Source organism: Burkholderia sp. MR1-5-21 (genome assembly GCF_053427715.1).
The window spans coordinates 116,269-129,088 of sequence record NZ_JBSAXD010000016.1; the positions used below are offsets into that span (position 1 = coordinate 116,269).

At 67.5% G+C, this 12,820-nt stretch carries 13 protein-coding genes; 9 read left to right on the plus strand and 4 right to left on the minus strand.

Translation table 11 applies throughout. The annotated features are described in order from the left end of the window. Positions 1-30 precede the first annotated feature (30 nt). Genes ACV229_RS22100 through ACV229_RS22115 form a run of 4 tightly spaced genes read right to left on the minus strand, consistent with a single transcriptional unit; the run spans position 31 to position 4,165 of the window. Positions 31-438 carry a GtrA family protein gene (locus tag ACV229_RS22100; protein ID WP_448085235.1) on the minus strand — a complete coding sequence of 136 codons (408 nt, stop codon included), beginning with the start codon at positions 436-438 and terminating at the stop codon, positions 31-33. A 20-nt stretch (positions 439-458) separates the two neighbouring features. Continuing rightward, positions 459-1,523: a glycosyltransferase family 2 protein gene (locus ACV229_RS22105; protein WP_448085236.1), complete on the minus strand. Its 1,065-nt coding sequence runs from the start codon at positions 1,521-1,523 to the stop codon at positions 459-461. A 24-nt stretch (positions 1,524-1,547) separates the two neighbouring features. Beyond that, positions 1,548-2,927, minus strand: a complete 1,380-nt coding sequence (locus ACV229_RS22110) for a glycosyltransferase family 87 protein (RefSeq protein ID WP_448085237.1) — start codon at positions 2,925-2,927, stop codon at positions 1,548-1,550. 2 nt (positions 2,928-2,929) lie between these two features. After that, entirely contained in the window at positions 2,930-4,165 is a 1,236-nt protein-coding gene (locus ACV229_RS22115; RefSeq protein ID WP_448085238.1) for a glycosyltransferase family 87 protein, read from the minus strand. 1,046 nt (positions 4,166-5,211) lie between these two features. Here ACV229_RS22115 and ACV229_RS22120 point away from each other — a divergent pair. The 9 genes from ACV229_RS22120 to ACV229_RS22160 all read left to right on the plus strand — a co-directional run bounded on the left by ACV229_RS22120 (position 5,212) and on the right by ACV229_RS22160 (position 12,811). Beyond that, a complete protein-coding gene (locus ACV229_RS22120) occupies positions 5,212-5,385 on the plus strand; it encodes a Flp family type IVb pilin (RefSeq protein WP_448085239.1) in 174 nt (57 codons plus the stop codon). Positions 5,386-5,602: 217 nt separating this feature from the next. Beyond that, complete coding sequence (locus tag ACV229_RS22125; RefSeq protein WP_448085240.1) at positions 5,603-5,773, plus strand: Flp family type IVb pilin; 171 nt, start codon at positions 5,603-5,605, stop codon at positions 5,771-5,773. Positions 5,774-5,908: 135 nt separating this feature from the next. Further along, a complete protein-coding gene (locus ACV229_RS22130) occupies positions 5,909-6,094 on the plus strand; it encodes a Flp family type IVb pilin (protein WP_448085241.1) in 186 nt (61 codons plus the stop codon). 28 nt (positions 6,095-6,122) lie between these two features. Continuing rightward, positions 6,123-6,662, plus strand: coding sequence for an A24 family peptidase (locus ACV229_RS22135; RefSeq protein ID WP_448085242.1), 540 nt, complete (start codon positions 6,123-6,125; stop codon positions 6,660-6,662). A gap of 40 nt (positions 6,663-6,702) precedes the next feature. Beyond that, a complete protein-coding gene (locus ACV229_RS22140; protein ID WP_448085243.1) occupies positions 6,703-8,103 on the plus strand; it encodes an ATP-binding protein in 1,401 nt (466 codons plus the stop codon). 35 nt (positions 8,104-8,138) lie between these two features. Further along, complete coding sequence (gene cpaB, locus ACV229_RS22145; protein ID WP_448085244.1) at positions 8,139-8,981, plus strand: Flp pilus assembly protein CpaB; 843 nt, start codon at positions 8,139-8,141, stop codon at positions 8,979-8,981. Positions 8,982-9,082: 101 nt separating this feature from the next. Next, positions 9,083-11,182 carry a type II and III secretion system protein family protein gene (locus ACV229_RS22150; RefSeq protein ID WP_448085245.1) on the plus strand — a complete coding sequence of 700 codons (2,100 nt, stop codon included), beginning with the start codon at positions 9,083-9,085 and terminating at the stop codon, positions 11,180-11,182. Positions 11,183-11,201: 19 nt separating this feature from the next. Next, on the plus strand, positions 11,202-11,501 hold the full coding sequence (locus tag ACV229_RS22155) for a hypothetical protein (protein ID WP_448085246.1): 300 nt from the start codon (positions 11,202-11,204) through the stop codon (positions 11,499-11,501). A 32-nt stretch (positions 11,502-11,533) separates the two neighbouring features. Beyond that, positions 11,534-12,811 (plus strand): pilus assembly protein TadG-related protein, encoded by a 1,278-nt coding sequence (locus ACV229_RS22160; RefSeq protein ID WP_448085247.1) that lies wholly within the window; start codon positions 11,534-11,536, stop codon positions 12,809-12,811. The last annotated feature ends 9 nt before the right edge of the window (positions 12,812-12,820 follow it).

Below are 12,820 nucleotides of genomic sequence, written 5' to 3' on the forward strand. Positions count from 1 at the left end.
CGTCCCGCCATCCGACGCAGCGGCATGCGTTCAGGCACTGTCCGTGCCGGATTCCCGGTACGTCCAGAGCCGGTGCAGCACGAACGTCACCGGAGGCACGAACAGCACGACCGCGACGATGCTCCACCCGGGCGCGAGGCCGAGCGCCTCGGTGCCGCGCGCGAGCAGCATCGTCTCGACGAGGCCCGATACCGCCACGACGAGGAACCGTAGCAGATTGCTCCACTGCACGGTCGCCGAAAAACTCCACAAGGTGTTCGCGAGATACGAGAACACGGTCGCGACGACGAACGCGACCGCGTTCGCGGTGACGGGCGATGCATCGAGCAGCGCGAACATCGCCGACGCGACGAGCGTATGGATCGCGGTCGAGCAGATGCCGGAGACGCCGAAGCGGAACAGTCGGGCGCGTTCGGCGGCGTAGAGGGCGCGGATCACGGGCGGCTCCGGAGCGGAAGTCAGCGTGCGGCAACGCGGTGGCGCGCCAGCGTGCGGCGGCGCGCGAGGTCGGCCCGTGCGGCGGCCGCGGCGTGGCGAAGCGAATCGCGCGACACGGGTAGCGTCGTCACCTTGCTGCTTGTCTGGTAGCGGCGTCGCACGAGATACACCGGCCGGGCTTTCGACTCGTAGTATATCCGCCCGATGTACTCGCCGATGACACCGATCCCGACGAGTTCGATGCCGCCGATGAACAGCATTGCCGAGATCAGCGACGCATAGCCGGGCACCGGATTGCCGAACGCGAGTGTGCGGCCGATGATGAACGCGCCATACAGGAATGCGAGCGCGGCGATGCCGAGCCCGATGTAGGTCCAGCTGCGCAGCGGGACCGTGCTGAAGCTCGTGATGCCTTCGAGCGCGAAGTTCCACAGTTTCCAGCCGGAGAATTTCGAGTGGCCGGCGCTGCGCGGGTCGCGCTGATATTCGACGATCACGGTCCGGTAGCCGACCCACGCGAACAGCCCCTTCATGAAGCGGCGCCGCTCGGGTAGCGCACGCAGCGCCATGACGACCTCGCGGTCCATCAGCCGGAAATCGCCGACGTTCTCCGGCAGCTTTACTTCCGACAGCGCGTTGTGCACGCGATAGTAAAGCGCGGCCGCGGTGCGCTTCGCGAACGAATCGCAGGCGCGGTTGGTGCGCTTCGCGGCGACGACTTCCGCGCCGTTGCGCCAGTGTTCGATCATCACCGGGATCAGGCTCGGCGGATCCTGCAGGTCCGCGTCGAGCGGGATCACCGCATCGCCGGTTGCTTCGTCGATGCCTGCGGTGAGTGCGGCTTCCTTGCCGAAGTTGCGCGTGAGATCGATCACGCGCACGCGCGTATCCTTCGCGCCGATCGCGATCAGGCGGTGGAGCGTGTCGTCACGGCTCCCGTCGTTGATGCAGACGATCTCGAAGCGAATCCCGTCGATCGCGACCATGACCGGGATCACGACGTCGAAAAAGCGCTCGACCGCCTCGCCTTCGTTGTAGAAAGGCACGACCAGCGAAATGAGCGGTTTATGGACAAGTGCGCGCATGATGTTCCCCCTGTGAACGCCGCTCTAGTGGTGGCTGCCGTGCGGCAGCCGCGGGCGGTCGAGTCGATGAAGCCGCGGCGTCGCGTCGTGCGGCCGCACGGCATGTGCGAAATCGGTGTCGGTCGCGCTGTCGCGCGCGTCCGGCAGGCACGGCGCTTCATGGCGTTCGCGCGAGATGCGCGCGACGACGAGCGCGAGCGTCGCGAGCGTGACGAACGGCATGAACTGGACATGCAGGTGGTCGACGAGCTTGGCGCCCGCGAGTGGCGTCAGCCACAGCAGCACGAGCCATTCGCGGTCGAAGCGCCGCCAGCCGTGCGCGAACGCATGACGCGCGTACCACGCGATGACGATGCCGTACCACGCGAGGTCGTAGTCGAACAGGTACGGGCTCACGAGCAGGCTCGCGCAGGTGAGCGTCGCCGCGCGCAGCGCATAGGTGCAGGTGCCCCGCCACGCGTAGCACACGGCCGCAGCGGCGCCGAGCGCCGACACGGCCTCGAGGGTCATCGTCGCGACCGCGGGCCAGCCGGCCAGCGTCGACATCGCGTAAAGCGTCGGGACGCGGGCGAGGATTGCCTGGTTCGCGCCGACCGCCTGGTACGTGCCCGATACGCCATGCATGAAGCTGGTCCACGCGGCCGGTCCGAACGCAAGCGTCGCGAGCGTGGCGCTGCCCGCAACTGTCGCGGCCCACGCGGCCAGCGCGCGCCATTGCCCTGCACAGAGCAGCGCGAGCGGGAACAGGATCGCGAGCTGCGGCTTCACGGTGAGCAGGCCGAAGCAGAGGCCCGCGACGACCGGACGCCGCTGCAGCGCCAGCAAGCCGAGGCCGGCCAGTGCGGCGGTGAGCAGGCTGTTCTGGCCAATGAGCGTCGCAAAGAACGCGCCGGGGAATGCGAATGCGCACAGCATCGCGGTCCGGCGCGGCACGATCGCGCCGCACACGACGACGAACAGCGCATACGCACTGCCGAGCCACAATGCGGCCGCGACCGCATAGGGCATCCAGCCTAGCGGCAGCACCCACAGCAGCATCGTGGGCGGATAGAGCCACGGGAGCCCGCCTTGCATCATATTCATGGCCGGGATCGCCTGATGCTCCACCGCGGCGACGGCGGCGTATTGCCATGCTTCGAGCGCATGCCCGTGGGCGGCCAGCCAGGCGGCGCTCCAGATCGGCGTGAAATCGAGCGTCAGCCGGGGCAGGCTTGCGCTGTGCGGGCCGAACAGGCGCACGACGTATGCGCCGACAAACGCGAAATAGCAGAGCAGCATCGCGTGCGAATAGACGCGCATGCGCGGCTCGGTGAGCCAGTGCGGGCGCCGGCGCGGCCCGGCCGCGGGCAGCTCCGGATGGACGTCGACGTGCAGCAGGGCAGGGCTGGAGCGGTGAAAGCGCATGGTCAGCTCCTCGCGGCGACGGCGGCACGGCGTGCGACGACAAACAGCACGGCGAGCAGCACGATTGGGCCGATCTGCGGCAGCATCGGCGTGTAATTGAGGAATTCGAACAGCGGCAGCAGCCACGCGAGCACGAGGATACCCTGGTCGCCGCGCAGCCAGCCGTTGTCGAAGCCGTACGACACGAGGCAGAAGAACGCGACGCCGAGCCAGGCGAGTTCGTATCCGCGCAGGTACGGCGTCGCGAGCAGCGTGGCGACCGCCAGGACCGCGCCGCGCAGGCGCGCGTCGCGCGTGCTGCGCCAGACGGTCGCGGCCGCGAAGGCGGCGAGCAGGGCCACCGCGATCTGCACCGCGTACGACAGCGGCAGCGGCAGGCCGGCGAGCCGCATCGCGGCGAACGGCGTCGGCGAACCGATCCAGTACTGCACATTGTGCTCGAGCATCGCCTCACGCGTGGTCGACATGCCGTCGATGAAACCGGTCAGTGCGGCATGGCCGGCCAGCCACGCGCTGGCCGCGACGAGCAGTGCGGTGCCGGCGGCAGCGGCCGCGAATGCACGCCAGGCGCGGGCTGCAATCAGCACGACCGGAAACAGCACCGCGAGCTGCGGCTTGACGGCCAGCAGGCTGATGAACAGGCCGGCAACAAGAGGGCGCCGCTCGACATGACGGACCGCAAACGCCGCGATCGCCGCAGTCAGGAGCGCATTCTGGCCGCACACCGTCGTGACGAACACGCCAGGATAGGCGAGCACGGCGAGCGTTGCGAGGCGCGGCTGCGGAAGGTGCGCGCGCAGCCCGGAGAGACCGGTGACAGCACGCGCATAGCATAGAAAGCTGCCCGCGAAAAAGAGGAAGAATGCGGGCAGAAACGGCACGAAAGCGAGCGGCGCGACGAGCAGCAGCATCGTCGGCGGATAGAGCCACGGGAGGAAGGTCCGGTGGGTGTAGGGGCCGAAGTGTTCGAGTTGGGCAACGGAAAAATCGCGATAGTCGAAGACCGACGCGATCTGTCCGTGCAGGGTCATGTCGGACGCCGTCCAGAACACGGCGAAGTCGACACCGGGTCGCATCACGTTGTCGGTCGTGAAGCCGTGCGTCAACATCGCCCATGCGCCGAATATCGCGCCGCACAGGATCAGCATCGCGCAGCTGTACGGCACGATGCGATCGGCGGTGAGCCAGTGAACGCATGGCCACCTGCGATCCCGCAGTCCCCGAATTGCTTCGTACATGAATGAATCCCCGTTTGCCGAAAGAGCCCTGTGGTCCAGGTGGCCCGATCGTGTTGTTGTGTGCCCGAGTGTCGAAGCGTTTCGGCTTTCTGGTCGCATCGGGCGATTCCATTGTTGGAAAAAAATATCGGCGATGCAAATGGCTGCCCGCCGACAGCCGCGCGCGCAGCTGCCCGAAAGCGGTCAAATTGCCGTTTTCGGGCGCCGGCGCGGCGGTAGGCGGGGGGGAGCGTTTCGGACTTGAAACATTTCGTCAATTTGGCCGATGCAAACCTGCGCCGGCATCGCTTCATACGCGCGCCGGTGTCGATCCGGGAAAGTCCCGAGAAAATTTTTTGAGCCTTGTCCGACGGGGCTTTGCGCCCGTCGCGCGAGAGCGGAACCCCGCCGGGATGTATCAGAACCGAAACTTCCGTCCGTCCGTACCCGGTCCGTTTGCCGGTGTCCGCGTCGAAGGCCCTTGTCCGGAGCGGATTCGTCGCGAGCTGGCCCGCTCTTTGCGAGGGGAGACACGCGGAGGTCGACGGCGTGACGACCGGCCGGTTCAGAGAATCGATCAAACGAGAACCGATGCCGACGTCGCCCACGGGGTACAAGGCCGGAGCATGGCGCCAAGAGCGCCGTTCCAGGCCAATTGGGAAACCGTCGCCCGACCAGCGGAATGCCGGCGTCGTCCGGCAACAGAACGAACGGAATGCAGGAAGTCGGGGGTAGAAAAATGAAAGACCACAGCATATCGCGGCTCGCGTCCCGTTGCCGCGTCACCAAGGCGTCAAGCCGCGGGGTAGCTCATCGATTCGGTCGGCCGATGCCGGCCCGTTCCGACACCGTGCCGGGTGGACGGCGCGTCTGGCTCGTCGCCAGGCTCGTGCATCCGGCGAATGTCTTCCCGTCTGCCAATATCGCCCGCAAAGGCATGTGCGCACGTGCGCACGTGCGGCTGCAGCCGATTTACGCGTTCTGATTTTCTAGCAGTGCCAGCAGTAGGTCGCCCGAGCCAATGGTGGTGAAGGGTATTTTTTAGTCATCCGAAGGGAGATGAAATCATGTCGAAGATCGTCCAACAAGCACAAAAGTTTCTGCGTGATGAACAAGGCGTTACCGCCATCGAGTACGGTCTGCTCGCATCGCTGGTTGCCGTGGCGCTCATCGCCGGCGCAACGCTCCTCGGGTCGAGCCTCAACACCCTGTTCAGCAGCATCGGCACCAAGCTGGGCTGAGCGGGAGGACGGACGATTCCGAAGGGGGAATACGTCCGTCCCGGTGTCTTTTCTGGGGCGGGGCCCCGGTCGGCGACTGGAGTCGGGCCAGCAGGATGGCTGCGACTTCGGCACGACCGAACGACTCGCTCCGTATCGGAGAAAAGCGCTGCCGGGACGGACGGTTCCAGATCAACGCAGGCGTTGTGGCGGTGTTTCAACTCAAGAGGAAAGAACCATGTCGGCATTCGCTTACCAGGTCCGGCGATTCATTCGCGACGAGGACGGCGTCACGGCCATCGAATACGGACTCATCGCCGTGCTGATCGCGGTGGCGCTGATGGCAGGCGCGTCGCTTCTCGGCTCGAACCTGAATACGTTGTTCAGTAGCCTCGGTTCCATGATGTAACGAGACTGGCGCTGTACGGGAGGCGTCCCGCACACAGATGCGCCCTCCGGCGTGCCGGGCATCCGCCCGATCGCGTATCGGCGGATGAGGCGCTCGTGCCGGAGCGGGAAGGTCACGAAAAACAAGGGAGGCGTCATGCAGTCCGTTCGAGAGGCAGTAGCGAGGTGGATCGACGACGAAAGCGGCGTGACGTCGATCGAGTACGCGCTGATGGGCTCGCTGGTCGCGATAGCCATATTTGGCGGCGCCGGGACATTCGGCACTGCGGTCAACGAGCTTTATGAACATGTCGCGGCGCGTGCGCTGGCCGCGATGCAATGAATTCCGATCCGGAGAAACGAGGTTTGCCATGTTGCCAGCCATGCCGTCCCACCCGATTCCGCTGTGCGTTGCGACGCTCGTGATCGTCGCCGCGAGCAGCGACATCACGAGCCGCCGGATTCCGAATCGCCTCGTCGCGATCGGTGTCGCGGGTGCGTTGATCGCGCAATGCGTGCTTCACGGCATCGGCGCGGGCGCGATCGTCTGGCTCGCGGGGGCAGCAACCGGCTTCTTCATGCTGCTGCCGTTCTATCTGCTGCGCGGGATGGCGGCGGGCGACGTGAAGCTGATGCTCGCGGTCGGCGCCTGGGTCGGCCCGGCACTCGCAGTCAATATCGCGATCGCGACCTTCGTGGCGGGCGGTGTCGGCGCGCTCGCGGTCGTGATCTGGCGAGGTCGCGCGCGGCAGCTGTTCGCGAACATGCGCTTCATCGCGATACGCGCGGCAGTACGCGGGCAGGGCGGCGCGGCCGGCGCGCCGGTCGAAGGCGAGTCGGTCGGCGCGTTGCCTTACGGCGTCGCGATCGCGCTGGGCACGCTGAGCATGTTGTTCGCGGCGTCCGTGTGAGTCCGTGTGACACGGACCGGACACCGCATACGGAGCGATCATGAACAATGACCAACCTTCTTCGCAACACGACGCGCAGATCGCCCATCTGCCGGATCCCGCGCCGTCGCGCGAACAGCACACGAAGCGCACGCCGCGGCTGCCGCGCGCGCCGCGCACGGTGGCGGACACGGGACTGGGCGAGACGTTTCTCGCCGGACTGGTGCTGAAGTCCACGCTGATGCACGGGCGCTCGGAGTACGCGGACCTGATGGAGCGGCATTGCCTGCCGATCTCCGTGCTCGACGACGTGCTCGCGTTCCTCGTGCGCGAACATCTCGTCGAAATCACCCATCGCGGCACGACCGACATCGACGTGTCGTTCCGCCTCACCGACGCGGGCCGCGCGCTCGCCATCGAGGAAAAGTCGCACAGCAGTTACGACGGTCCGGCGCCCGTCACGCTCGACGCGTACCTCGACGTGATTGCCGCGCATTCGGTACGCAAGCTGCGCATCGCGCGCGCCGAGGTGATGGCCGCGTTCGACGGCATCGTGATCGATCCGGCGATCATCGACGCCGCGGCGGCGTCGCTGAATTCGGGCCGCCCGTTGCTGATCCACGGGCCGGCCGGCAGCGGCAAGACCTTCTTCGCGGAGCGGCTCGGCTCGCTGATGGGCGGCGAGGTGCCGATTCCGTATGCGATCAGCGTGGCCGGCGAAATCATCCAGATCTACGACCCGCTCGTGCACGTCGACGTCAACACGCAGCCGGAAGGACAGGCGGTCGATCGCCGCTGGCGTCTGTGCGAACGCCCGATCGTGATGTCGGGCGGCGAGCTGACGCTCGACGAACTCGAGCTGCGGCGCGACGCGGGCGCCGGCTATTACCAGGCGCCGCCGCACATGAAGGCCAACATGGGCATGTACATCGTCGACGACCTCGGCCGGCAGCGTGTCGAGCCGCGCGACCTGCTGAACCGCTGGCTGCGGCCGCTCGATCGCGGCATCGACCTGCTGACGCTCGGCACCGGCAACCGCTTCATCGTGCCGTTCGACGTGTGGCCGGTGTTCTCGAGCAACATCGCGCCGTCGCAGTTCGGCGACGACGCGTTCCTGCGCCGGCTCGGCTCGAAGCTCTACGTCGGCCCGATGGCGATCGAGGACTACCACGCAGTGTTCGACGCGATGTGCAAGTCGCTCGGCCTCGTGCCGGCTTCCGACGCGTTCGATTACCTCGCGCACCGGCTGCACCTGCCGACGGGCAAGGCGTTCCTTGCCTGTTTCCCCGGCGACCTGCTGCGCCTTGTTGCGGCGTCGGCGCGTTATCGCGGCGACCCCCCCGAAGTCACGCATGACGGATTGCACGAAGCGTGGACCGCGTATTTCGGCTCCGCGCCAGAACGTGAGAGCCCGCATCCGCCGTCGGCCGAACGCATCGGCCGCACGCTGGCCTCCGGTTGAGCTGTTTCATTCACGATCTGACGAGGAGCATTGCCATGAAAAACACTCGCGCAATCACGATGCTGATCATCGCCATGGTGGCGGGTCTCGCTGCCGTCGCGTTCGCATCGCGCTGGCTCGTGAGGACGTCGTCCAGCGCGGTCACGCAGGTCGCGGTCGCGACCACCGACCTGAACCTGGGCGAACCGCTCGGGCCGAACCAGATGCGCACCGTGAGCTGGCCGACCGCCAGCGTGCCGCCCGGCGCGTTCAGCGACACCAAGGAGCTCGAGGGACGGGTCGTGCGCACGAGCCTCACGCGCGGCGAGCCGGTGCTCGAGTCGAAGCTGGCGCCGCTCGGCACGAAGGGCGGGCTGTCCGCGGTGATCGGCGCGGGCAACCGCGCGATCACGGTGCGCGTGAATGACGTGATCGGCGTCGCGGGCTTCGCGCTGCCGGGCAACTACGTCGACGTCATCGTCAACACGCAGGAGCCTGGCAAGTCGTCCGACAACCAGCAGAGCATCTCGAAGATCGTGCTCGAGCACATCCTCGTGCTGGCCGTCGCGCAGCAGGTCAGCCGCGACGATACCGCGCCGAAGGTCGTCAACGCGGTGACGCTCGAAGTGTCGCCCGAGCAGGCGGAGAAGCTCGACCTCGCACGCAGCGTCGGCACGCTGTCGCTCGTGCTGCGCAACCAGATCGACAAGCAGACGATGAACACCGACGGCGCGACCAAGGTGACGTTGCTTGGCACGCCGCCGGCGCCCGCCGCCGCGCCCGCGCCGGTTCGCGTGCGGACCGTGCGGGTGCACGTGGCGTCCCACGCGGCGCCGTCGGCGGGACGCGACTGCGTCGGCGTGCTGAGCGGCGTCCGCGGCAGCGTCGAATGCTTCTGAATTCATCGAAAAAACGCGAAGTTTCCAGGCCGTACGCGACGCGCTGCGACCTTTGACAGTCAAGCCCGGCGCTTCGCCGGGCACTCGGGGGATCAGACGAAATGAAGATCAAACCGCAAAGTTCTGGAGCCGGGCCGGCGCGTACGCGCGCCCTGCGCGGCACGGTGGTCGCGGCGATGCTGTGCGCCGGATGGTTCAACGTGTACAGCGCGGTCGCGCAGGAAGGCGCGGAGGCCGGTGCGCTCGCGAAGGGCGGCACGGCGACAGCGCCGGCCGCAATGGGCAAGGGGCCGATGCAGATGACGATCAGCATGACGCCGGTGCCGGCCGCGGGGGCGGCAGGCGCGGCGGCGGCCGCCGGGCCGCTGCGTGGTCCGAACTGTGTTGGCGCCGTGCGCGAATCGACGTCCGTCAGCGTGCCGCTCGGCAAATCGCTGCTCGTGCCGATGCCCGAGGCGGTGCGCAACCGCACGATCGGCAACCCGGCCGTCGCGCAGGCGACGATGGTGTCGCCGCAGACGCTCTACATCGTCGGGCTGTCGGTCGGCACGACCAACATGATCGTCCAGGGCAAGAGCGGCGCGTGCCGGATCATCGACGTGGCCGTCGGCGCCGACGCCGGCGGTCTCCAGGCTTCGCTCGCGCAGTTGATGCCGAACGAACATGACATCCATGTCACGTCCGCGGCCGACACGATCGTGCTTGCCGGCAACGTGTCGAGCGCGCAGGCGTCGCAGCAGGCGGCGGCGATCGCGAAGGCGTATGCGAATGCCGCCAGCGGCGGCAACGGGGGCGGCGGCAACGGCAACGGAAACGGTGACAGCGGCGGTGGCGGCGGAAAGACCGGCACGGTCCTGAACATGCTGAGCGTCACGCAGCCGCAGCAGGTGATGCTCGAGGTGAAGGTCGCCGAAGTGTCGAAGACGCTGATCAACCAGCTCGGCTCGGCCTTCAACATCCAGGGCGGCTTCGGCTCGTGGAGCGGCGCGCTGGTGAGCAACCTGCTCGCGGGCGTCGCGAGCGGCATCACGGCCAGCAAGGCGAACAACAAGCCGTTCAGCCTTGCGGTCGATGCGCAGAACACCGACAACCTCGTCAAGATCCTCGCGGAGCCGAACCTCGTGACGATCAGCGGCCAGGAAGCGACGTTCCTCGCAGGCGGCAAGATCTTCATCCCGGTACCGCAGAGCAATACCGGCGGCGGCACGACGATCACGCTGCAGGAAGAGGAGTTCGGCGTCGCGCTGAAGTTCCTGCCGACGGTGCTGTCGAACGGCCGCATCAGCCTGAAGGTCGCGCCGGAAGTGTCGGAGCTGTCGCAGACGGGCGTGACGCTCACCGCGACCAACGTGGCCGGCCAGTCGATCCTGCCGCTGATCACGACACGGCGTGCGTCGACGACGGTGCAGATGGCCGACGGCGAATCGTTCGCGATCGGCGGGCTGATCAAGGACAACGCGTCGGGTGCGTTGAAGGCGGTGCCGGGCATCGGCGAGATTCCGGTGCTGGGCGCGCTGGCTCGCAGCACGTCGTTCCAGCAGGACCGCACCGAGCTGATCTTCGTCATCACGCCGCATCTCGTGAAGCCGCTGCAGACGGCCGACCTGCCGCTGCCGACCGACAGCTTCACGAAGCCGAACGAGGTTGACGTGTTTGCGACGGGCGACATGGAAGGTCGCGGTGGCCTGCGCAAGCATGGCCGGGCTCCGGCCCCGGCGAGCGACGCCGCACCGTCGCCGCAGGCGCCGCAGTCGCAGGCGCCCGCTCCGGCGCCGGCCCCGGCCCCGCAGCAGGACGAGCCGAGCGGCCCGACGGCCGCGCTGCCGGCGCCGCGCGCTGCGCAGCCAACCGACGCGATGGCGCAGCCGACCGCGTCGCCGATGCCGGTCTCGACGCAGAACGTACCGGCCGAGCCGCTCGTCACGGCGCCCGCGAAAGCCGTCAAGGCGGCGTCCGCGGCGCCGGTGCCCGCGGCCAAGGCGGCACCCGCGGTACCCGCGGCTGCGGCCGCGCCGACGGCGGAGTCCGCACCACCGGCAGCCCAGGCGGCGGATGCCGCGACGGCGGCCCGGGTTGCCCGCATCGAAGCGGCGGCCGCGCGGATCGCGGCAACCGTGCAGTCGGATTCGCAGGGCACGGCCAAGCGCCGCGTGCAGCAGGTCGCCCGTGCGAACGCGACGCCGTCGTCCAACGATCGTTAAGCCATCCAAGGGGAACGTCATGAAATCCGCCTACCTCGTTTTCGTGCGGCGCGCGGCGCTCGCCGCACCGCTCGCCGCCGCGCTCGCCGGCTGCATGTCGTCGACGCCGGTGTGGGACGGCCGGTTCGGCGAATCGGTCCGCACCGTGATGCAAGCGCAGATCATCGATCCGCATGCCGCCGAACATACGCAGTCTGCCGGCGGCATGCCGGGCTCGGCGGCCTCGGCCGCGCTGGACAACTACGACAAGTCGTTCCAGACGCCGGAGCCGAAGGGCAATGCGTTCGTCATCGGCATCAGCAAGGGCGGCGCCCAATAACCAATAACGACAGGTTGCTCAGGGAGATTGCCATGTCCAGCGTCTTTCAACCCCCGAAGGCCTTCCGCAACATCCATCGTCAGCGCGGCGTCGTATCGGTGATCGTCGCGCTGACGCTGGCGGTACTGATCGGATGCGTCGGCCTCGCGCTGGACCTTGGCAAGTTGTACGTCGCGCGGAGCGAACTACAGAACAGTGCTGACGCCTGTGCGTTGGCCGCCGCGCGCGATCTGACAGGGGCGATCCCGAACCTGTCGGTTTCAGAGGCGGCCGGTATCACCGCCGGCCACCTGAATTACGCGATGTTTCAAGGCTCGCCCGTGCAATACCAGACGAATTCGAGCGTCACCTACAGCGATTCGCTGACCGATCCGTTCCTGCCTGCCAGCTCGGTCACGTCGCCGTCCACGATCAAGTACGTCAAGTGCACGGCATCGTTGACCAACATTCCGAACTGGTTCATGCAGGTGCTGAACGTGCTGCCGGGGATGAACGTCGCGAACGCGTCGGTGGCGGTGGCCGCGGTGGCGACCCTCGGCTCCGCGCAGACGACGTGCGCGATCCCGGTGTTTCTCTGCCAGAAGAGCGGTGGCCACACGCCCGGCGAGTGGCTGACCGCGCTGGGCAGCACGACGTCGTGGGGCGCCGGGAATTTCGGCTGGGCGGCGCTCGACGGATCGAACAGCAATTCGGAGATCACCAACGAGCTGACCGGCAACTACTGCAGCTTGCCCGCAAGCGGCGCGCAGATCGGCTCGCCGGGGCAGAAGGCTGCAAGCGCCGATGCATGGAACACGCGTTTCGGGGTCTACGGACACGGCTTCAAGGCGCCGACGGCCGGTACGCCGGACAACACGCCGGACTTCACGGGCCTGACCTTCAACGCGGCGACGGGCGATGCGCAGACCTCGAACATTTATGGCTCCACCGACGCCTACACGAAGTTCGTGAATGCCCGGCTCACGAACACCGTGTACCAGGGCGACAAGGCGACCGGGATCAGCACGGGCGGCACGGCGCTCACCCAGAGCGGTTACCAGACCTACGGTGCGGACCGCCGCATCGCGCTCGCGCCCGAAGTCGACTGCTCGACATTGAACGTGAATGGCAACCACAAGACGGCCGTGCTGCAGTGGGATTGCGTGCTGATGCTCGAGCCGATGGATTCGAGCGCCGGCGGCAGCAGTGGCATCGTCGCGAACGTCGAGTATCTCGGCTCGTCGACCGCGGCCGGCAATCCGTGCGCGAGCGAAGGCGTGCCGGGTGACGGCAGTTCGGTCGGCCCGCAGGTGTCGGTGCTGGTCCAGTGACAGGGAGGC

Coding starts and splice junctions, on each gene's coding strand:
- ACV229_RS22150 (WP_448085245.1), top strand. CDS start 9,083: ATGAAGATCAAACCGCAAAGTTCTGGAGCCGGGCCGGCGCGTACGCGC.
- ACV229_RS22135 (WP_448085242.1), top strand. CDS start 6,123: ATGTTGCCAGCCATGCCGTCCCACCCGATTCCGCTGTGCGTTGCGACG.
- ACV229_RS22130 (WP_448085241.1), top strand. CDS start 5,909: ATGCAGTCCGTTCGAGAGGCAGTAGCGAGGTGGATCGACGACGAAAGC.
- ACV229_RS22120 (WP_448085239.1), top strand. CDS start 5,212: ATGTCGAAGATCGTCCAACAAGCACAAAAGTTTCTGCGTGATGAACAA.
- ACV229_RS22155 (WP_448085246.1), top strand. CDS start 11,202: ATGAAATCCGCCTACCTCGTTTTCGTGCGGCGCGCGGCGCTCGCCGCA.
- ACV229_RS22110 (WP_448085237.1), bottom strand. CDS start 2,927: ATGCGCTTTCACCGCTCCAGCCCTGCCCTGCTGCACGTCGACGTCCAT.
- ACV229_RS22140 (WP_448085243.1), top strand. CDS start 6,703: ATGAACAATGACCAACCTTCTTCGCAACACGACGCGCAGATCGCCCAT.
- ACV229_RS22125 (WP_448085240.1), top strand. CDS start 5,603: ATGTCGGCATTCGCTTACCAGGTCCGGCGATTCATTCGCGACGAGGAC.
- ACV229_RS22160 (WP_448085247.1), top strand. CDS start 11,534: ATGTCCAGCGTCTTTCAACCCCCGAAGGCCTTCCGCAACATCCATCGT.
- ACV229_RS22105 (WP_448085236.1), bottom strand. CDS start 1,523: ATGCGCGCACTTGTCCATAAACCGCTCATTTCGCTGGTCGTGCCTTTC.
- ACV229_RS22115 (WP_448085238.1), bottom strand. CDS start 4,165: ATGTACGAAGCAATTCGGGGACTGCGGGATCGCAGGTGGCCATGCGTT.
- cpaB (WP_448085244.1), top strand. CDS start 8,139: ATGAAAAACACTCGCGCAATCACGATGCTGATCATCGCCATGGTGGCG.